Origin of the sequence: Rhizobium sp. BIGb0125, from assembly GCF_024810055.1 — a bacterium.
Classification (GTDB): Bacteria; Pseudomonadota; Alphaproteobacteria; order Rhizobiales; family Rhizobiaceae; genus Agrobacterium.
Window position 1 is genome coordinate 702117 of the sequence record NZ_JANUDV010000002.1, and the last position, 20236, is coordinate 722352.

18 protein-coding genes are annotated in these 20236 nt (G+C 54.9%); 14 read left to right on the top strand and 4 right to left on the bottom strand.

Annotated features, from left to right (window positions below; genetic code table 11):
- Positions 1-24: 24 nt before the first annotated feature.
- Complete coding sequence (gene pdxH / locus M2418_RS07405; RefSeq protein WP_250983176.1) at positions 25-645, bottom strand: pyridoxamine 5'-phosphate oxidase; 621 nt, start codon at positions 643-645, stop codon at positions 25-27.
- A gap of 148 nt (positions 646-793) precedes the next feature.
- Between pdxH and M2418_RS07410 the strand changes: the two genes are divergently transcribed.
- The 4 genes from M2418_RS07410 (at position 794) to M2418_RS07425 (ending at position 4170) form a co-directional block, all read left to right on the top strand.
- Entirely contained in the window at positions 794-1156 is a 363-nt protein-coding gene (locus M2418_RS07410) for an RT0821/Lpp0805 family surface protein (protein ID WP_371815226.1), read from the top strand.
- Positions 1157-1360: 204 nt separating this feature from the next.
- Positions 1361-2494, top strand: a complete 1134-nt coding sequence (locus tag M2418_RS07415) for a DnaJ C-terminal domain-containing protein (RefSeq protein WP_259145723.1) — start codon at positions 1361-1363, stop codon at positions 2492-2494.
- 232 nt (positions 2495-2726) lie between these two features.
- Positions 2727-3545, top strand: a complete 819-nt coding sequence (gene fabI, locus M2418_RS07420) for an enoyl-ACP reductase FabI (protein ID WP_192487166.1) — start codon at positions 2727-2729, stop codon at positions 3543-3545.
- Positions 3546-3579: 34 nt separating this feature from the next.
- Positions 3580-4170 (top strand): histidine phosphatase family protein, encoded by a 591-nt coding sequence (locus M2418_RS07425; protein ID WP_250983178.1) that lies wholly within the window; start codon positions 3580-3582, stop codon positions 4168-4170.
- A 43-nt stretch (positions 4171-4213) separates the two neighbouring features.
- On the opposite strand, the gene M2418_RS07430 is transcribed toward M2418_RS07425, so the two are convergent.
- A complete protein-coding gene (locus M2418_RS07430) occupies positions 4214-4474 on the bottom strand; it encodes a DUF1344 domain-containing protein (protein WP_192487853.1) in 261 nt (86 codons plus the stop codon).
- A 305-nt stretch (positions 4475-4779) separates the two neighbouring features.
- Here M2418_RS07430 and M2418_RS07435 point away from each other — a divergent pair, with 305 nt between their 5' ends.
- From M2418_RS07435 to ribB, 3 genes are all read left to right on the top strand, one after another.
- Positions 4780-7932 (top strand): EAL domain-containing protein, encoded by a 3153-nt coding sequence (locus M2418_RS07435; RefSeq protein ID WP_259145726.1) that lies wholly within the window; start codon positions 4780-4782, stop codon positions 7930-7932.
- A 132-nt stretch (positions 7933-8064) separates the two neighbouring features.
- Positions 8065-9162: a chorismate synthase gene (gene aroC, locus M2418_RS07440; RefSeq protein WP_192487164.1), complete on the top strand. Its 1098-nt coding sequence runs from the start codon at positions 8065-8067 to the stop codon at positions 9160-9162.
- A gap of 9 nt (positions 9163-9171) precedes the next feature.
- Positions 9172-10281, top strand: coding sequence for a 3,4-dihydroxy-2-butanone-4-phosphate synthase (gene ribB, locus M2418_RS07445; protein WP_259145729.1), 1110 nt, complete (start codon positions 9172-9174; stop codon positions 10279-10281).
- A 32-nt stretch (positions 10282-10313) separates the two neighbouring features.
- On the opposite strand, the gene M2418_RS07450 is transcribed toward ribB, so the two are convergent.
- Positions 10314-11507 (bottom strand): winged helix-turn-helix domain-containing protein, encoded by a 1194-nt coding sequence (locus M2418_RS07450; protein WP_259145731.1) that lies wholly within the window; start codon positions 11505-11507, stop codon positions 10314-10316.
- Between the two features lie 154 nt (positions 11508-11661).
- Here M2418_RS07450 and M2418_RS07455 point away from each other — a divergent pair, with 154 nt between their 5' ends.
- The 7 genes from M2418_RS07455 (at position 11662) to dxs (ending at position 17848) form a co-directional block, all read left to right on the top strand.
- On the top strand, positions 11662-12342 hold the full coding sequence (locus M2418_RS07455) for an energy-coupling factor ABC transporter ATP-binding protein (protein WP_259145917.1): 681 nt from the start codon (positions 11662-11664) through the stop codon (positions 12340-12342).
- A complete protein-coding gene (locus tag M2418_RS07460) occupies positions 12339-12971 on the top strand; it encodes an energy-coupling factor transporter transmembrane protein EcfT (RefSeq protein WP_259145733.1) in 633 nt (210 codons plus the stop codon). The genes M2418_RS07455 and M2418_RS07460 overlap by 4 nt, the downstream gene beginning before the upstream one ends.
- Before the next feature lie 4 nt (positions 12972-12975).
- The gene (locus M2418_RS07465; RefSeq protein ID WP_259145735.1) at positions 12976-13539 is read left to right on the top strand and encodes a biotin transporter BioY; all 564 of its coding nucleotides are present in this window, start codon (positions 12976-12978) and stop codon (positions 13537-13539) included.
- Between the two features lie 45 nt (positions 13540-13584).
- Complete coding sequence (locus tag M2418_RS07470; RefSeq protein WP_259145737.1) at positions 13585-14520, top strand: histone deacetylase family protein; 936 nt, start codon at positions 13585-13587, stop codon at positions 14518-14520.
- A 2-nt stretch (positions 14521-14522) separates the two neighbouring features.
- On the top strand, positions 14523-14777 hold the full coding sequence (locus M2418_RS07475; protein WP_192487158.1) for an exodeoxyribonuclease VII small subunit: 255 nt from the start codon (positions 14523-14525) through the stop codon (positions 14775-14777).
- 126 nt (positions 14778-14903) lie between these two features.
- Positions 14904-15827, top strand: a complete 924-nt coding sequence (locus tag M2418_RS07480; protein WP_250983185.1) for a pirin family protein — start codon at positions 14904-14906, stop codon at positions 15825-15827.
- A gap of 101 nt (positions 15828-15928) precedes the next feature.
- Positions 15929-17848: a 1-deoxy-D-xylulose-5-phosphate synthase gene (gene dxs / locus M2418_RS07485; protein WP_259145738.1), complete on the top strand. Its 1920-nt coding sequence runs from the start codon at positions 15929-15931 to the stop codon at positions 17846-17848.
- Positions 17849-18176: 328 nt separating this feature from the next.
- Here the strand turns inward: dxs and M2418_RS07490 are convergent, their stop codons facing one another.
- Positions 18177-20201 carry a methyl-accepting chemotaxis protein gene (locus M2418_RS07490; RefSeq protein WP_259145740.1) on the bottom strand — a complete coding sequence of 675 codons (2025 nt, stop codon included), beginning with the start codon at positions 20199-20201 and terminating at the stop codon, positions 18177-18179.
- Between the last annotated feature and the right edge of the window lie 35 nt (positions 20202-20236).

Sequence of the window (20236 nt, forward strand, 5' to 3'; positions counted from 1 at the left end):
ATCCGCCACGCACCGGACAGATGTTCACGGATACATGCGTACCTTGCTCCAGTCACCTTCTGCCGTGTCGCGTCTGAATTCCACCCGGTCATGCAGGCGGAAATTACGGTCGTGCCAGAATTCGATAGTAACGGGGCGAATACGGAAACCGGACCAATGCGGCGGGCGCGGAATGTCTCCAACCGCATAACGTACGGTATATTCGGCAACGGCCTTTTCCAGCGCAAACCGGCTTTCCAGCGGGCGCGACTGCTTGGACGCCCATGCTCCGATGCGGCTGCCACGCGGGCGGGACGCGTAGTACGCATCCGCTTCTTCGTCGCTGACAGTTTCCACGTCGCCACGGATACGGACCTGTCGGCGCAAGGATTTCCAGTGAAAACACATGGCTGCCTTTTTCTGGCCAAGAATTTCCAGTCCCTTGCGGCTCTCGAAGTTCGTATAGAATACGAACCCTCGCTCATCAAAATCCTTGAGGAGAACCATGCGGACGCTCGGCATGCCGTATTCATCGACAGTTGCCAGTGCGACCGCATTCGGATCGTTGATCTCGGACGCGGTTGCGTCGTTCAGCCATTGCCCGAAAAGAGCAAAGGGTTCGTTTTCCTCGGTGAAGTCACCGGTTGTTAACCCACTTTCAGACATATTGAATAAAAAGCTCCTGAACTGATTGGCAAACCCGGAGATGATCTCCGGCATGAAGATGGTGAACGTCATAGCAAAGTCGAACAGGCGAACAAAGAGCAGCTTGCAAACAGGCGCAGGTGTTTTCCTGAGCATGTCGGCTGTTTTGATGCTTACATCCTGTGTCAGCAGCCTCAACTTGTTTGGTGGCGACAAGGCTGATACCAGCCTTTCCACGGCCTCCGTGTCCGGTGGCAACCGCCCCACCGTTCAGACAGACGATGTTACCGTGCGCAATGCCGTAACGTCAGCCGATCTTTCAAAACTATCCAATTCTCCCCTTCCCTGGGCCAATACCACTACCGGCAGTGCTGGCGTGATTACCGCCATTCGCGAAGACAACTCCACCGGCTTCCTTTGCCGCAACTTCGACACCACCCGTCATTCCTATGAGGGTATCGCCAGCTATTCGGGCCAAACGTGCCTTTCAGAAGCAGGCGAATGGTTGATGACCCGCTTCAACCAGAAATAATCTATTTACCTTATCAACGCGAAAACCCGCCGGGAACCCGGCTGAACCGCCCGCGTAAAGGTCTGATTAGCAACTTATCGCCAAAGTCTTGTGCAGTTTAAGCAGGAAGAGGGCGCGAATGATCGCGACCAGCTTACCGCAAGTGTATTTTCACCCTCGTTCTCATGATGAGAAGAACAGGGAAAAGCGTTACCGGTGGTTCATATGCGTGATCCTTATTCCGTGCTTGGCGTCAAACGTGACGCTCCCGCCGACGAGATCAAGGCGGCGTGGCGCTCCAAAGCCAAGTCAATCCATCCCGACCAGAACCGGGATGACCCCAACGCATCGCAGCGTTTTGCCGAGGTTGGGCAGGCCTATGACGTTCTGAAAGATCCCAAAAAGCGCGACCGCTATGATCAGGCGCGCAAGGTAGCGGCACAAAAACACCGCGAGCAAACCATCATGCAGCAGCGCGAAGCCGCCCGTGAGGCCGCCGAACGCGCCAAGGCTGCAGAAAAGCTGATGGAAGAATTGGCTAAGGCCGAAGCCCGCAAACCGCAGGGCACTGCCTCCGGCAAGCCTGCCGATGCGACAGCATCCGAAGCCCCGGAAGATATGCTGGAGCGGATTTTTGGTGCGCAGGCGCGCCAGCAGCAGGCAAAAGCCTCTGCAAGCGACAGCAGCACTTCCGGTACGACTGGCACTTCTGGCAACGGAACATCAGACGAGACTCAGGCCTATTCCGAAACCGATGCATCCGGTGACAAGACACCGGCGGCTATTGCGGCTGCCGGATCCTTCATCACATCCCTTTTCAAACGCCTGACGGGCACAAGCCAGGTGATCGAAAAAGCGCCTGATATCACGGCGGAAGCAACCGTGACTGTCAGCGATTTCCTGGAAAAGAAATCTGTCAGCTTGACGCTGAGCGACGAACGCGAGGTCCGGTTCCAGATTGAGCCTGGCATGACCGACGGTCATATCGTACGGCTTAAGGGTCAGGGCCTGAAGATCCCCGGCATGCAGCGCGGCGATCTAACCATTACCCTGCTTGCCGCACGCAGCGACAATTTCAGGATCAATGGCTACGATATCCACACTCCTCTTTCGGTGTCGCTGCAGGATGCCGTGCTCGGTTGTGAGACTACATTGCAGGCTCCCGAAGGCGAAATTTCCGTCACCGTGCCGGCATGGTCCGGTTCCGACCAGACGATCCGTATTCCTGGTAAAGGTCTCTACGACGACAAAGGCGAACGTGGTGATCTGGTAATGGAAATCCGCATCGTGCTTCTGGAAAAGCCCGACGAAAAGGTAACAGACCTGATGCGCCATATGCGTCAGGGCCTTTATTTGTGACATTTTCACGAAACCTGTTGGTCAAGCACCCTTTGTGACACTCCCTAACAGGAGATGATCCTCTGCCTGCTTGAACCGGCAAGCAGGCTATGCCATAGGCAGGTCAATCCACTGCATCACCCTAAATCGGAATCGATTTGCGGTGAAAATCTTGCAGCAACTTAAAATATTACAGCGTCCTTGTGCGTTTTCTCAAACGCACAAGGACGCTGTAGGTATCAGGGAGCATAACATGGCTCAGACATCCGGCCTGATGGCTGGCAAACGCGGCCTCATCATGGGCGTTGCAAACAACCGCTCAATCGCTTGGGGCATTGCCAAGGCTTGCGCCGATGCAGGTGCCGAGCTTGCATTGACCTGGCAGGGCGACGCTTTAAAAAAACGCGTTGAACCGCTGGCACAAGAGCTGGGCGCGTTCATGGCCGGCCACTGCGACGTGACGGACCTCGGAACAATCGATGAGGTTTTTGCTGCGCTGGAAAAGCATTGGGGCAAGATCGACTTCGTTGTTCACGCCATCGCGTTTTCCGATAAGGACGAGCTGACGGGCCGTTACCTCGATACAAGCCGTGACAACTTCAACCGCACGATGGACATTTCGGTGTTCTCGTTGGCGGCTGTTGCCAAGCGCGCAGAGCCTATCATGAATGATGGCGGCTCGATCATCACCCTCACCTATTACGGTGCGGAAAAGGTCATGCCGAATTACAACGTCATGGGCGTTGCAAAGGCTGCTCTCGAAGCCAGCGTTCGTTACCTGGCGGTTGATCTCGGCAACCGCGGCATTCGCGTCAACGCTGTTTCGGCCGGCCCGATCAAGACGCTTGCTGCATCCGGCATCGGTGACTTCCGTTACATCCTGAAATGGAACGAATATAACGCGCCGCTGAAGCGTACCGTGTCCATCGAAGAAGTTGGCAAGTCTGCGCTTTATCTGCTGTCTGATCTTTCGACCGGCGTTACCGGCGAAATTCATCACGTCGATTCGGGTTACCACACCATCGGCATGAAGGCCGTGGATGCGCCAGACATCTCCGTAGTGAAAGACTGATTGAAATACGCCGGAAGGCGGCGAAAGGATACGCGTGCTTATCTATGTAATCAGACATGGACAGACCGACTGGAATGCCGAACGCCGCCTTCAAGGGCAAAAAGACATACCGCTGAATGACTTCGGGCGCAGCCAGGCGGTTGCGAACGGAAAGGCGCTGGGCGACCTGCTTGGTGATACTGTCTCGCAGTTTGATTTCGTGGCCAGCCCGCTTGGCCGTACACGCGAGACAATGCAGCTTATTCGCGCTGCGATGCAGCTGCCTGCACTCGACTATAGAACCGACGATAGACTGGTCGAGATTTCGTTCGGAGACTGGGAAGGCCGCACGCTACCCGAGCTGAAACTGGAAGTGCCTGACCGCGTTAAGGCCCGAAACCGGGCTAAATGGGACTTTATCCCACCAGGCAAACATGCCGAAAGTTATGAGATTCTCTCATGGCGCATCGGGGCATGGCTGTCGTCTGTCGACAAGCCAACGGTCTGCGTTTGCCACGGCGGCGTTATCCGCTCGATTTTCAGGCTGGTCACGGGAATGGATACTTCAGTTGCGGCCAACACGGAAATTCCGCAGGATCGAATCCTGAAAATTTCGCTTGCCGATAAAACGGCTGACTGGCTGTGATCAGCCAGTCCTTATTCTTCAAAACAGGTCGATGATTGCGGCGTTACTGGACGACTTCCAGATCGTCAACGACACGCTTGCCATCAACTTCGGTGTAGAACACGACGACCTTTACGCCAGCCTTCAGCCCTTCGAAGTTAAACTCCTCCGGTACCTTGTAGTTCTTGCCATCACTCAGGGTAATGGTCAGGCCATTTTCGTCGACCTTGCTGATGGTGGATTCGACATCCGCACTCTGAGCGAAGCCGTTGATCGGAGACAAGAAGCTTGCCGTCGCCAACAGTGCTGCAATCATCAAACGCATCGACTTAACCTTCCCAAGCGCATTCGCCATCAAAACCTGTGACAAGATTTGCCTCCTGATTGTGGCGGAATTCGCCCGTAACAATGACATTTTGGCGCAATTGATGACCTGAATTTTTAGTGCAATCAAGCCGCCGCAAAGAGATTTCCCCACCATCCCGTGCCAAGTAAAATTTCAAGTCTAAATTAACTCGCGTCGACTATAGTGCGAGCCTGGGTAAAATGAGAATGCCTGTGAAATCTGTGCTGTATTGCGCAGTATTTCCGTAACACGGCACACTTTTTGGCGAGGAGAGTTTTCCCGATTTGAGTGCGGCATCTTTTTTCCAGCAAAAATATACAGGCATTTCACGTACTTATCGCGGTTCAATTGTCGCATCGGTGTTGCTTTCCTGCGTAGTGATTATCGCCGTTCTTGTCGTGGACATGCGCCATACTGAGAATTTCCGCACCGAATTGCGGACCACGGCGCATAACTTGTCACAGCTGTTGCACAACAGATTATCTGCACGCATTGATCATGACGTCAGCCTGATCCGCTCGCTGGCCCATTCCACGATCAATGTTTCCAACGATCCGGTTGAGCGGTTTGGCAGTCTCGCCGAACATAACCTCAATTCTAGCGGTCATTTCATCAGTATCGGGCTTGCACCCGGCTACCAGTTGCAGAACATCTACCCCGCCCAATGGGTCTCAGATTTTCCGAAAGAGAAAATCAGGCAGATGATGGAAAAGCGACTTGAGGAAATTCGTCAGGGAACATCTGCCGATACCAAGCTGACTGAACCGATCATGAGCAATGCAGAGAATGGTGCCCTTATTCTCGTCGTTCCGGTCATGGACAGCGAAACAGACCAGGCTAACGCCCATGGCGCCGTGGTTCTTGTTATCGATCAGGACAAGTTTCTGGATGCGGCGAACGCCCATCCCGACAATGATATTGCCCGCGAAATGGACGGGTTGCAGGTCGCGCTGAAAAACAGCAACACATCCACGGCCTTCATCGGCGCAGATCATATCGTCAATTCGCAGCCTGCGATCAGACAGCTGAATATTCCCGGCGGTTCCTGGGACATCATGGCCAGCCCCAAAAAGGGTTGGGATGCCTTGCCTGAAGGCAAAGGCACCTTCCGGCTTATGCTATCGTCGGCTGCGATTGCGATGATCCTGCCGATTTTTATCGCCAGCTTCCTGATTTCCGAACGCAACCGCAACATTGCAGTGCTTCGTGCCCGTGAAAGCCGATTGCAGGAGATTTCCCAGCGCTTCAAGCTGGCGATGGAATCCTCCAACATTGGCATCTGGGAACTGGATGAACATGGAGAGCGCTGTTTCTGGGACGAGCGTGCCTCCGGCCTGCACGGCCTCCAGATGCTGGAACAGGATGTTTCGCTGCAGAGCTGGTTAAGCATGATTGTTCCGGAGGACCGCGCGGCCACGGAAGCCTACGTCTTTAACTGTATGCTCGGCACCAAGACCTTCTCGCAAATCTACCGGTTGAAACTGGCGGACAACTCCATCCGTTATATTCGCTCAGCCGGTGCCAACTACACCAGACCGGATGGCACACGACGCACGACCGGAATTGCCTGGGATGTGTCTGCCGACAGCATGATGGCGCAAAATCTGCGCGATGCGATGTCGACCAGTGAAATCAAAAACGCGGAACTTGAACTTGCCCTGCAGGAGCTGTTCAGCCGCGAACAGGATCTGGAGCAACTTTCTGGTCGTCTGGACCTTGCACTTGCATCCTACCAGTGCGGCACATGGGAATCGCGTCTCAACCAGAACGGGGCAATTTGGGACAAACGCATGCACCAGCTTTACGAGCTGGACTATGTTGGCGACGGTCACGTGACCCGTGAGCGCTGGTTGCAGTGCCTTGTGCCGGAAGACCGAGAGACTGCGGCTGGACGCGCTGACACGTCTACCGCCAACAACACTCAGTTGTCAGATATCCAGCGTGTCCGCCTGCCCTCTGGCGAGGTGCGTTACGTCCGGTCCGTGGGACAGATTTACAGAGGGCGTAGTGGCGAGGGAAAAATCGTCGGTATTGCCTTCGATATTACCGCCGACATGCTGCTGGCCCAGCAGTTGCAAACCGCCAAGGAAGATGCGGAAGCCAAGAATGCTGAGCTGGAAATTGCCAAGAACCGCATCGAGCACAACTCATTACATGATCCTCTGACCGGCCTGTTCAACCGCCGCAAGCTGGACCTTGAACTGGATGCGTTGCCGCAACGGGAGGTCAAAAGCCGTAACCGTTTTGCGATCATCCATCTGGATCTCGATCGCTTCAAGCAGATCAATGACACGCTTGGCCATGCGGCCGGCGACGCCATGCTTATTCATGCTGCCAAAATCCTCAAACAATATGTGCATCAGGACGATCTCGTGGCGCGTATCGGCGGCGACGAATTTGTGATTGTCGTGCAGAACAATTGCGACCGCGACACCCTAAAGGAGCTGTCGCTCAATATCATCGATGCTTTCCGTCAACCTCTGGATTTCGAGGGCTTCTCCTGCCGTTGCGGTGTTTCCATCGGCATCGCATTTGGTGAGGGCATACATGCAGATGCTCGCAAGACGTTGATCAATGCTGACCTTGCCCTTTACCGTGCCAAAAGCATGGGCCGTAACCGCTATGAGTTCTTTACGCAGAACCTGCAGGCTGAGGTTATCAACACCAAACGTATCGCCGATGAGATTTTGGTCGGCATCGAAAACGGCGAGTTTGAAACCTGGTACCAGCCACAATTCTGCGCCAGGACCAGACAGATTGTCGGCGCTGAAGCCCTGATACGCTGGCGCCATCCGACACGTGGTATCGTCACGCCAGACAAGTTCCTGAAAATCGCCGAAGACCTTAACGTTATGGCATCGCTTGATCGGCAGATGCTGGAAACGGCGCTGACCGACAAACGTTTGTGGAACCTGAAGGGCGTTACCCTGCCCCGCGTTTCTGTCAACGTGTCGCTGCGGCGCCTCAACAACGAAAATCTGATGGAAAGCCTGGCTGATTTGAACATCATGCCCGGTGAAGTGGCGTTTGAGCTGGTGGAGTCGATCTTTCTCGATGAGAGCGAACATCTCGTTTCATCGAATATTGATAGCATCAAAGCATTGGGTATCGACATCGAGGTCGATGACTTCGGTACAGGTCACACCTCGATCGTCAGTCTGCTGCGACTGAAGCCGAAGCGTCTTAAGATCGACCGTCAGTTGGTCATGCCGATTCTTGAGGCATCGCAGGAACGCGCGCTTGTTCGCTCGATTATCGATATTGCCCGCTCGCTCGGCATTGAAACCGTGGCGGAAGGCGTGGAAAGCAAGGATCACGCTACCATGTTGGCACAGATGGGATGTGATCTGTTGCAGGGCTACGCCTTTGCCAAACCGCTGAGCGCAGAAGACTTTTCCGCACAGGCGAAATCCGGCGTCTGGTCGATGGCCTCCTGAGGCTTGATTGCCGTTTCTCTTGCCGCACGGGAAGAAAGGCTTTTGCCTTCTTTCCTTTTTCCACTATGACAGCTTTGCTTTCATCAACAATGCGCCCTTCACAAACGGTCGCGATTGCCTTGGTCTGAATACATGTCGCACAATACTTTCGGTCATCTTTTCCGCGTTACCACCTGGGGCGAGAGCCACGGTCCAGCCTTGGGATGTGTCGTTGACGGCTGCCCTCCCGGCGTCCGTTTTACCCAGCGTGACATTCAGGATTATCTCGACAAGCGCAAACCCGGCCAAAGCCGTTTTGTGACGCAGCGTCGTGAAGACGATATCGTCAAGATACTCTCCGGCGTGATGCTGGATGAGGATGGCGAAACATTCATTTCCACCGGCACTCCAATTTCCATGCTGATCGAAAATACCGATCAGCGCTCTAAGGATTACGGCGAAATTGCCCGCCAATATCGGCCGGGGCACGCCGATTACACCTATGATCTGAAATACGGCATTCGTGATTACCGTGGTGGTGGCCGCTCTTCAGCGCGTGAAACGGCAGCCCGTGTGGCGGCCGGTGGTTTGGCGCGCAAGATTCTGCCGCAGGTCACTGTGCGTGGCGCACTGGTGCAGATCGGCAAACACAAGATCAACAGAGATAACTGGGACTGGAACCAGATCGACCAGAACCCGTTTTTCTGCCCTGACGCAGAGATGGTTCCGGTTTGGGAAGACTATCTCGACGGCATCCGCAAAGCCGGTTCGTCGATTGGTGCGGTTGTCGAAGTGGTCGCTGAAAATGTGCCGGCCGGACTGGGCGCGCCTATCTATGCCAAGCTCGATCAAGATATCACCAGCAATCTGATGTCGATCAATGCCGTAAAGGGTGTCGAGATCGGTGAAGGTTTTGCCTCTGCCGAACTGACCGGTGAAGAAAATGCCGACCAGATGCGCATGGGCAATGACGGCAAGCCGATATTCCTGTCCAACCATGCTGGCGGTATTCTCGGCGGCATCTCGACCGGTGAACCCATCGTGGCACGTTTCGCCATCAAGCCAACTTCCTCCATTCTGACCGAGCGTCAGTCGATCGATGCTGACGGTAAGAACGTCGATCTTCGCACCAAGGGTCGTCACGACCCATGCGTGGGTATTCGCGCCGTACCGATTGGCGAGGCGATGGTGGCGTGCACTGTTGCCGATCATTATCTGCGGGACCGCGGCCAGACCGGCCGTCTGAAGTAGGAACTGAACATGGCCTATGATCAAAAGCGTGTCGTTGAAGCAATCCGCGCCTTCGAAGCCGGTGAGATCGTTGTTGTCATGGATGATGACGATCGTGAAAACGAAGGTGACCTGATCGTTGCTGCCGTGCATTGCACGGCAGAAAAAATGGCTTTCATCGTGCGCCACACCTCCGGCATTGTTTGTGCCCCAATGCCACGTGAGGAGGCGAAACGCCTGAACCTCAATGCGATGGTGGCAGAAAACGATAGCGCACACACCACGGCCTTCACCGTTTCCGTCGACTTCAAGCACGGCACCACGACCGGTATTTCTGCCGATGACCGTACATTGACGGTTCGCAACCTTGCCAATCCCAATGTCGGCGCGGCCGACTTTACCCGCCCCGGCCACATATTCCCGCTGGTGTCGCGTGAAGGCGGCGTTTTGATGCGCTCCGGCCATACCGAAGCAGCCGTTGATCTGTGCAAGCTGGCGGGCCTGCCATTGATTGGCGTGATCAGTGAACTGGTCAATGATGACGGCACCGTTATGCGTGGCCCGCAGGTTTCAGCTTTTGCCGAGACCCATGGCATGAAGCAGGTTTCGGTTGCCGATCTCATTGCTTATCGCCAGCGCAAAGAAACGCTGGTGGACATGGAATCTGAATTTACCATCGAAACGCCCTATGGTCCTGCCAAGGCGCAGACCTATTCGCTGCCCTGGGATCCGATGCAGCACATGGCGATCATCTTTGGTGATATTCGTGACGGCGTCGATATTCCCGTACGCTTGCATCCTGAAAATGTTGCTGACGATATCTTCGGCAACAAGCAACCGGTGCAGCACTATATGCAAAAAATTGCTGAACAGGGCCGCGGCGTGATCGTTTACCTGCGTGAAGGCTCTGTCGGTGTTGGTCAAGCAAGTGACCCAAGCCGCAACCGCAAAAAGACAGCCATTGACGAGGATCATGCACAGGCGCGGTCACGCGAACATGAGTGGCTGGAAATTGGTCTCGGCGCACAAATCCTTAAAGACCTCGGCATTAGCTCGATCAAGCTCTTGGCCAGCCGTGAGCGTCACTATGTCGGCCTTGAGGGTTTTGGTATCAATATCACAGAGACCGAAATCTGCTGATTGCAGAGTTTTAGATTACCGGTGAAAGGGGATCAGTCCCCTTTCCAGCCCTCCAGATAATTGACGCTCTCGACACCGGTAAACCGTGCCAGACGTTTTAGTTCGGCATCCAGCCTGTCAAAACGCCCGGCAGAACCGCGTATACCCGGCTCCAGCCAAAGACGCTTTACGTCCAACGTTCCGCGCTTGCGATCCGCCTTCATATCGATGCGGCCGATCATCTGGTCCTTTTCCAGCAACGGAAACACGTAATAACCGTATTGCCGTTTGGGTTCGGGTACGAACACTTCGATACGGTAGAAAAAGCCAAACAGTCGTTCCGCCCGAGCGCGGTCGCGTAGCAACGGGTCGAAAGGGCTGAGGACACGAATGCCACTTGGCGGCTCAGGCACTGCCTGCAAATCATCCTCAATGTCGCGGAAGGCGACACAGGCACGCAGTTTTTTACCATCAGCTGACGCAAGGATCACATCGGTCAATTCATTGCGGTGGCTGTCAACCCAGGCCTTAGCTTCCTGCGGTGTCACGATATCCCAGAAGGCAGCGATTTCGCCCGAGGTTGCAAAACCAAGCCGTTTGAGTGCCTCGCGGCAGGCCCAGTCAAGAAACGCATCATGATCGACATCCGATTCGTGATGATCAGGGCGTAATACCCGTTCCGTCAGATCATAAACCTTCTGGAAGTTCACCCGGCCAGAAATCGACAGCTTGCCGGTATGCCACAGAAATTCCAAGGCAGTTTTGGAAGGATGCCAGTTCCACCAACCGCCCGACTTATGATCCTCGGCCTTCACGTCACGTGACATGACCGGACCGTTCTCCACAATCCGTGCGTAGGTTTCCTCAACAGCCTGACGGAACCCCTCGCCCTGCCATCTGGTCCAGCGCTCAATCATACCCGGTTCGCGGCGGCGGAAACGGTGTTTCCAATAGGGAAAAAATCGAGACGGCAGAATGGAGGCATCATGCGTCCAATGCTCAAAAAGCAACCGATCCTTTTCCAGAAGTTCGGTCAGATGTTTGGGTTTGTAGGTGCGGTTGCGTGAAAAGATGATCTGATGGTGGGCGCGCTCGACGGTAGCGATACTGTCCACCTGAACGAAGCCGATATTATCGACAAGCTGCAACAGGCCCTGTTTGTCCATGGCACGTGCAGGCGCGGCACAAAGCCCCTGCTTCGCCAGAAACAACCGTCGTGCCATCTGATTTTCAATCTCAATCGCCATGGTCGAAACGTTAGTGCGATAAAATCTGAAAATCAATGTTCTTTTTTTGTTCTTAATGATCGCCACTGCTGAACCCTTTACAGGTCCGTTCTGATGCTCCAAACGTTCCGCGTAAGCTTGAACAAGAATGATCGTATTTCAGGAGACGTGGCGGTTGGACATCTGCTTTAACCAGGCGGGCGCACGGTTTGAAAACCGCACTGCCCTTCACCCTCTGAGCCTGACGCTGAAAGAACACCGTATCGGTATTATCGGGTTGAATGGTTCCGGCAAAACCACCTTTGCTCGCATGATCAACGGATTGACCAAACCAACAAGCGGCACCGTCACGGTCAATAGGCTCGACACCGTCAAGGATGATGTCGCCGTTTTGCGGCAGGTCGGCTTTATCTTCCAGAACCCGCAAAACCAGATCATTCTGCCCGTTATTCGCGATGACATTGCTTTCGGGTTGAAAAACCGCGGACTGAGCAAGGCGGCGCTGAATGCCGCAGTTGAAGCCGTTTTGCAACGTCTTGGCATCGAACATCTGGCAAACCGTCGCGCTCATGAGATTTCCGGTGGCGAGTTGCAGCTGGTGGCTCTGGCCGCATTGACGATAACCGGCCCACAAATCCTGATCATGGATGAACCGACCAACCAGCTTGATCTGAAGAACCGTGCGCTTGTGGAAAAAACAATGGCTGGGCTGGAGCAGGACTTGATTGTCATCACCCATGATCTTGCCCTGCTGGAAACTTTCGATCGTGTGCTGGTATTCAATCAGGGTAGTCTGCATGCCGATACGTCACCTGCTAATGCCATCAGCCTCTACCGCGAATTGGCCTTGTCATGAGAAGCCTGCACGTTGAGGGAACCGGCTGGCTTTACCGTTTGTCGCCACGCGTCAAACTGATTTCGCTTGCCCTGTTCAGCATTGCACTTTTCATGACGCGCGATCCCTTTCTCTTGGCCGTCGGGCTACTGGTCGGTGGTGGCGTGTTGTGGCAGGCACATCTGGGCTTGAAAGAAACCCTATCGCGTCTGCGGCCGGTCATGCTGACGATTACGGTAATCGCCTTGTTTAGCTTCGTGTTTGCCTCACCGCTGGAAGCCACCATCTCTCTTTTTCGTCTGACTGCGCTCACGCTCTTGGCAACCGCGATAACGGCAAGTGTCAGTATCTCGCAGTTCATGGACGAAATCACGCTAGCCATCCGTCCCCTGGAAAAACTGGGACTGGCCAAGGCTGCCGACATCGGCCTTGCGGTTGGGCTGGTTATTCGCTTCGTACCAGAGGTCGTTCACCGCTACGAGTTGTTGCAGGACGCCCATCGGGCACGCGGGATACGGGCGAAATTGCACACAATCCTTGTTCCGCTGATTATTATGACGTTGAAGGATGCGGATGCGATTGCCGACGCCATTGACGCGCGCGGTTTCAGAGGCCAAACCTCATCTCCTGATATTTTGAGGGGAGACTAAACCCATGAAGACCCGTGACCTCGTTCTTATTGCGTTGTTTTCAGCGATCATTATTGCGCTTGGATTGCTGCCGCCAATTCCGGTCGCCATTATCCCCGTTCCAATTACGGCGCAGTCGCTCGGTGTGATGCTGGCCGGTGTCGTGCTCGGCGCAAAACGTGGCACGCTGGCCGTGTTGTTGACGATCCTGATTGCCGCCATCGGCCTGCCGGTACTGTCGGGCGGTCGCGGAGGTCTGTCGATTTTCAACACGCCGACAACTGGTTATCTGATCGGCTGGATTTTTGCTGCCTTCGTCACCGGTTACCTCTCGGAGAAACTGGTCAATCGTCAGCAGTCCGGTCTGGTCCAAGGCGTTGGTTTCTTCATTGCCAGCGTCACCGGCGGTGTTGTGGTGCTTTATGCTTTCGGTGTGCCTTATCTGGGTTACGCGGCCGGCACGGGTCTGGAAAAAGCTTTCCTTGGTTCGCTGGCCTTCATTCCAGGTGACGTTCTCAAGGCTGTTCTGGCGGCACTTGCAGGGCGTGCAGTTCTGGCGGGTTATCCGCTTTTGCCACAACGCGTCTGACCGCTTTTTTCAGCTTCACCTTTTTAAAAGACACCTGGATAGACCATGGCCACACGTCTTTATGAGCATCCCATTTTTCTTGAACACCTGACACCAGAGGGGCACCCTGAGCGCCCCGATCGGTTACGGTCGCTCAACATTGCGCTGGAGCACCCGAATTTCGGCGGGCTGGAGCGCAAGCAGGCGCCGCAGGCCAATGAGGACGCGGTGCTTCTGGCACATCCGGAAGAACATCTTCTGAGCGTGATGCGGGAAATTCCGGAAGAGGAAGGCCGTATCAACCGCCTTGAGGCCGACACCTATGCTTCACCGAAAAGCCTCAAGGCCGCATTGACCGGCATTGGCGCGGCTATGGCGGCGGTGGATGATGTGTTTTCCGGCGCCGCCGATAACGTGTTTGTGGCATCGCGCCCTCCCGGCCACCATGCGGAGACGTCAAAAGCCATGGGTTTTTGTCTGTTCAACAATGCCGCTATCGCCGCACGCCACGCACAGAAAGTGCATGGTGCTGAACGCGTGGCCATTGTCGATTGGGACGTTCACCACGGCAACGGCACACAGGATATATTCTGGGAAGACACTTCCGTGCTGTTTTGCTCCACGCACCAGATGCCCCTTTATCCGTGGAGCGGTGACAAGAAGGAAACCGGCGTGAAGAACAACGTGGTCAATGCGCCTCTGTCTCCCAACACCGGCAGCGATCATTTCCGTGAGGCGTTCAAATCCCGTGTCTTGCCGGCGATCTCCGATTTTTCGCCGGACCTGATTATCATCTCTGCCGGCTTTGATGCCCATTACCGCGATCCGCTGGCGCATATCAATCTTGTTGGCGATGACTTCGACTGGGCAACGGGCCGACTTCTGGAGATGGCGGACAAATATTGTCAGAACCGGGTCGTCAGCCTGCTTGAAGGTGGTTATGATCTGGAAGGGCTGGCGGAATCGGCGGCCATGCATATTTTGAGAATGATGAAGGGTTGAATATGACGGACACGACCAGCGCAACCGATGTTAGCAGCTACTCTTTCGAGAAAGCTGTCGCGGAACTGGAAAGCATCGTGGCCCGTCTTGAACGTGGTGATGTTGCACTTGATGATTCCATCAAGATTTACGAACGTGGCGAAGCCCTGAAGAAGCATTGCGAGAACCTGCTGACCGCCGCAGAAAAGCGCATCGAAAAAATCCGCCTTGATCGGAATGGTGCACCACAAGGTGTTGAGCCGCTCGACGGCGAATAAGTCGTTCAGGTGGATTTCCGCTTTAAGTTGATCCGTTCAAAAACAGTACACGCTGTTCACAAGACGTGCTCTGCCAATTCCGTTCATCTGTGCTAGTTTGCCGGGAAATAAGAAGGAAAATACACGATGTCCTTTTTTCCCGGGAACGATCCTGCCGCCGGTGATGCATTCAGTTGCGACGCGATCGAAAACCTGATCATTCCACGCTCGAGTGATATTGGCGGTTTTGCAGTGCGCCGGGCACTGCCCACCCGCCAGCGACGCCTTGTCGGGCCATTCATCTTTTTTGACCGTATGGGCCCTGCCATTTTGAAAGCCGGTGAAGCGCTGGATGTGAAACCGCACCCGCATATCGGCCTTTCGACTGTCACCTATCTGTTTGACGGCGAGATCAAACATCGCGACAGCTTGGGGACCGAACTGGTCATTCGCCCCGGCGATATCAATCTGATGACGGCCGGTCGTGGCATTGTTCATTCGGAGCGCACACCGGAGAACCTGCGCGGGCATCCGCTTTCGATGTCCGGCTTGCAGACATGGCTGGCGCTGCCCGATCATCTGGAAGAAATGGCACCGGCCTTTGCCCATACCGGGCGTGAACATATGCCTGATATTGATGTCAAAGGTGTACGCGGCCGTGTCGTTGTTGGTTCGATGGGTGGACTGGTTTCGCCGGTTACAACCTATTCCGATACACTCTACGCTGATATCAGCCTCGAACCCGGCGTTACATTCCCGTTCGACGCGATGCATGAAGAGCGGGCAATCTACATTCTTTCCGGCTCTCTGGATGTTGCTGGCGATATTTTCGCCGCCGATCAGTTGCTGGTGTTTCGCCCCGGCGACAATATAACGCTGAAGGGCGGACAAACAGGCTGTCATATCATGCTGTTTGGCGGGGCTGCCCTCAATTCCAAACGATATATATGGTGGAACTTCGTTTCTTCATCAAAAGAACGTATTGAACAGGCCAAGGAAGAGTGGAGAACCGCCCGGTTTGACATTGTTCCGGGTGATGAAGAAGAGTTTGTTCCTTTGCCGCAAGGTTGACATTTTGTAGAAGTGGACCAATTGCTCAGACAGAATTTCGCAATACATGGATTTGCGATAATTTATCTGCTGCTGGAGCCATCTGAATAAAGGCCGGACGATTGACCGTATTGCCAGAAACACCTTTGCTTGACCGGGTGCAGTTTCCATCCGATCTGAAAACGATTGAAGACCGCGACCTGCCCCAACTGGCACGGGAACTTCGCGATGAAATGATCGATGCCGTCTCCCGGACCGGTGGCCACCTCGGTGCTGGCCTTGGTGTGGTTGAGCTGACCATCGCTATCCATAAGGTTTTCAACACGCCTGAAGATCGGCTTATCTTCGACGTCGGGCACCAGTGTTATCCGCACAAGATCCTGACCGGACGTCGTGACCGTATTCGCACGCTGCGTCAGGAAGACGGTCTTTCTGGTTTTACCCGTCGGGCCGAAAGCCAATATGACGACTTTGGTGCAGGTCACTCGTCCACGTCGATTTCTGCCGGTCTGGGCATGGCTGTGGCAGCCGAACTCGACAAAAGCGACCGCAAGGTCATTGCTGTCATCGGTGACGGCTCAATGTCTGCCGGCATGGCCTTTGAGGCGCTGAACAATGCCGGTGCACTCGATGCGCGCCTGATCGTTATTCTGAACGACAACGACATGTCTATTGCACCGCCAACCGGTGCGATGAGCGCCTATCTGGCGCGTCTGGCGTCTGGCCGCACCTATATGGGCATCCGTGATTTCGGCAAGAAGCTGACCGCCTATCTGGGCAAGACCATCGACCGCGCCATTACACGCGCCGTCACTCATGCCCGCGGTTATGTAACTGGCGGCACGCTGTTTGAAGAGCTTGGTTTCTACCATATCGGCCCGATTGACGGTCATTCCTTTGACCATCTGCTGCCAGTGCTGCGCAATGTGCGCGACAACCAGCAAGGGCCTGTACTCATTCACGTGGTGACACAAAAGGGCAAGGGCTACGCCCCTGCCGAAGCTGCGGCCGACAAATACCACGGCGTCAACAAGTTCGACGTCATTACTGGTGCGCAGGCCAAGGCCAAGCCCAATGCACCGAGCTACACCAGCGTATTTGCTGAAGCGCTGGTGCAGGAAGCGACGCTTGACGAAAAGATCGTTGGCGTTACCGCGGCCATGCCAAACGGCACCGGCCTCGACAAGCTGTCCGATCTCTTTCCGTCGCGGACCTTTGATGTCGGTATTGCCGAACAGCACGCCGTTACATTTGCAGCCGGACTTGCTGCGGATGGTTACAAGCCGTTCTGCGCGCTTTATTCGACATTCCTGCAGCGCGGTTACGACCAAGTCGTCCATGACGTTGCCATTCAGGGCTTGCCTGTGCGCTTCCCCATCGACCGCGCCGGGTTTGTTGGTGCCGATGGCCCAACCCATGCCGGTTCATTCGACACCACATTCCTTGCCACCCTGCCCGGCATGGTGGTCATGGCAGCCGCTGATGAAGCCGAACTCAAACATATGGTGCGCACAGCTGCCGCCTATGATGAAGGTCCTATTTCCTTCCGTTATCCGCGTGGTGAAGGTGTTGGCATTGAAATGCCTGCCCGTGGTGAAATCCTTGAAATTGGCAAAGGCCGTGTCATCAAGCAGGGTAGTAAGGTTGCCATCCTGTCATTTGGGACACGGCTTGCCGAATGCCTGATGGCGGCGGAAGATCTTGACGCCGCCGGACTTTCGACAACGGTCGCCGATGCACGATTTGCCAAGCCGCTGGATCTCGACCTTATCCGCCAACTTGCCAGCCATCATGAAGTCCTGCTTACCATTGAAGAAGGTTCCGCAGGCGGCTTTGGTGCCCATGTCCTGCATTTCATGGCCAGTGCTGGCCTTCTGGATATGGGCCTCAAGGTTCGTACCCTGACATTGCCAGACCAGTGGGTTGAACAGGCCAAGCCGGAAACCATGTATGCCAATGCCGGGCTTGACCGCGCTGGCATCGTCAACACTGTGTTCAAGGCACTGGGCCAGGCACAGCCGGGTACAGGTTACGCCGGTTAACGCCGGCGTCCTTCCCTCCATCATGCCATGGATGACATGGAGGCACATCGTTTGCGAGGGGCAGGATGTCTCCGAAACGTGCTTTAGCGCAAAGATCAACCCTCCATATTCGATACATTGATTTTGCAGCAAACGGGACGTCACACCCGGTGTTGCAGACATGTTCCCATGTCCAGGCAGGCAGTGCGCAACACCGAGCGGGGGTTTCGCACTGCTGCTTGAAAGCAGAAACGCCGTGCCTCCAGTCGGACGCACGGCGTTTTCGGATCTTCGTATGGAAACCATGACGCTGTAAGTAATTGCCTACAGCGCTTTCAGGAACCGCTTATCAGAACTCTGTCCAATCTTGCTCAGCGGCTTTGGCTGTGCTTTCTGCCGGTTTGGCATTAAAGGCACGGGCCAGTGTCTGTCCCAGAGAACGGGCGGGCGATGCAGCCGGACGCGACGTTTCAGTCGCGACAATCGGGCCACGGCTTGTCACTGTTTTTCTGACCGCTGGCTGAACCGGTGGGCGCACCGAGGACAACTGACGGTGGGATGATGTTCCCGTTGCAGCAACGCGGTTGACGGCGCCGATATTGAACTGGCCCAGCAACGTGTTCAGGCCTTCGGCTTCACGGGCCAGTGAATGGCTGGCTGCCGTCTGCTGTTCGACCATGGCAGCATTCTGCTGCGTGCCCTGGTCCATGGCATTGACGGCCGTGTTGATTTCCTGAAGGCCAGTGGATTGCTCACGAGCGGCAACAACAATGGCGCTGACATGCGTACTGATTTCAGCGACGTCGGAGACGATCTTTTCCAGCGCCTTGCCGGTTTCATCAACGAGGTTCACACCGTTTTCGACCTGCTGGCTCGAAGCGGTGATCAGCGACTTGATTTCCTTTGCAGCATTGGCGGAACGCTGCGCCAGTTCACGAACTTCCTGCGCAACAACCGCAAAGCCCTTGCCTGCTTCACCAGCACGCGCCGCTTCAACACCGGCGTTCAGCGCCAGAAGGTTGGTCTGGAAGGCGATGTCATCGATAACACCGATGATGTTACCGATTTCACCCGAAGACTTTTCAATTTCCTTCATGGCTTTGACGGCATTACGCACCACCACGCCAGACTTTTCGGCACCTTCACGGGTACGCTGTACTAGGTTGCCTGCTTCTTCCGCACCACGGGCAGAATCGCGAACTGTCGTTGTAACTTCTTCCAGAGCAGCGGCCGTCTGTTCGATCGATGCAGCCTGTTGTTCAGTACGTCGGGAAAGGTCATCGGCAGAGGACAACATTTCAGCAGCGCCAGAGTTGATGGCGGAAGCATTTTCGCCAACCGAGCGCAGCGTCTGCTGCAGCTTTTCAAGCGAATTATTGAAATCGTTTCTAAGCGAGTCCAGACGCGGGGCGAACTGCTTTTCAATACGATAGGCGACATTGCCGTTGGAAAGAGCCGTCAGGCCATTGGCCAGTTCTTCAACCGCGACGTTGTTTTCAGCGTCTTCGCGAGCCTTTTCAGCTTCGTTTCGGCGACGTTCATCGTCCGAAGAAAGGCGCATTCTTTCGGTCTCGTCGGCAAGACGCAGCTTTTCGATACCGGCCTGTTTGAAGACCAGAACGGCCTGCGCCATTTTACCGACTTCGTCCTTGTGGTCGAGTGCCGGCACTTCGACAGTGTTGTCACCCTGTGCAAGGCGGCTCATCGATTCCGTCATCTGGACGATTGGCGTCGCGATAGCGCGTGCCAGAAGCAGGATCAGGGCAATGGCAATCACGCCAGCAACTGCACCGCCGCCAAGAAGCGCCACCTGCAGGTTAAACTGTGCGGCGTCCTGTGCCGCATAGTGCGATGCAGACAGTTCAGCAAGCTGCGATTTGATGGTCGCCGCATTGGTGCGGAAGCCATCCAGCTGACCCTTAGCCTGGTTGCGACCAATTTCGATGATTTCGGAGATCGGCGCTTCCGTCGTCTTGCGCGCAGCAATCTGTGGCTCGGCAAGCTGCTTGTGGAATACCGTTGCCGATGCTTCCATCGCATTGATCGATTTAATGATCTCTGGCATACCGGCTGCATAAGTGCGAGCTTCATTGAGCTTGTTCAGCATCAATTCGCGGTTGGCGAATACGTCATTGTATGTGCTGTCGCTGCGGAACAGTAGGAATCCGCGCTGATTGACGGCCTGCTCAAGCATTGCTGCGAGCGCCGCATCCACCGACTCGACGATCTTGTCTGTTTTAAACTGTTCAGAAGAGATACGTTTTGTGTCGAGTGTCTGCCAGAAAACCACGGCAGATGCCACAAGACAGACCCCCATCAACGCGACGAAGGTTATGATCAGTTTCAAATTGATCGAGAAATTCTTCAAGGACATTGAATGCTCTTTCCGGAACAGTTGATGTATCAACA

Coding starts and splice junctions, on each gene's coding strand:
- M2418_RS07415 (WP_259145723.1), top strand. CDS start 1,361: ATGCGTGATCCTTATTCCGTGCTTGGCGTCAAACGTGACGCTCCCGCC.
- M2418_RS07450 (WP_259145731.1), bottom strand. CDS start 11,507: ATGGCGATTGAGATTGAAAATCAGATGGCACGACGGTTGTTTCTGGCG.
- M2418_RS07465 (WP_259145735.1), top strand. CDS start 12,976: ATGAAGACCCGTGACCTCGTTCTTATTGCGTTGTTTTCAGCGATCATT.
- M2418_RS07430 (WP_192487853.1), bottom strand. CDS start 4,474: ATGCGTTTGATGATTGCAGCACTGTTGGCGACGGCAAGCTTCTTGTCT.
- M2418_RS07490 (WP_259145740.1), bottom strand. CDS start 20,201: ATGTCCTTGAAGAATTTCTCGATCAATTTGAAACTGATCATAACCTTC.
- M2418_RS07470 (WP_259145737.1), top strand. CDS start 13,585: ATGGCCACACGTCTTTATGAGCATCCCATTTTTCTTGAACACCTGACA.
- ribB (WP_259145729.1), top strand. CDS start 9,172: ATGGCCTATGATCAAAAGCGTGTCGTTGAAGCAATCCGCGCCTTCGAA.
- M2418_RS07480 (WP_250983185.1), top strand. CDS start 14,904: ATGTCCTTTTTTCCCGGGAACGATCCTGCCGCCGGTGATGCATTCAGT.
- M2418_RS07460 (WP_259145733.1), top strand. CDS start 12,339: ATGAGAAGCCTGCACGTTGAGGGAACCGGCTGGCTTTACCGTTTGTCG.
- M2418_RS07475 (WP_192487158.1), top strand. CDS start 14,523: ATGACGGACACGACCAGCGCAACCGATGTTAGCAGCTACTCTTTCGAG.
- fabI (WP_192487166.1), top strand. CDS start 2,727: ATGGCTCAGACATCCGGCCTGATGGCTGGCAAACGCGGCCTCATCATG.
- pdxH (WP_250983176.1), bottom strand. CDS start 645: ATGTCTGAAAGTGGGTTAACAACCGGTGACTTCACCGAGGAAAACGAA.
- M2418_RS07410 (WP_371815226.1), top strand. CDS start 794: ATGCTTACATCCTGTGTCAGCAGCCTCAACTTGTTTGGTGGCGACAAG.
- aroC (WP_192487164.1), top strand. CDS start 8,065: ATGTCGCACAATACTTTCGGTCATCTTTTCCGCGTTACCACCTGGGGC.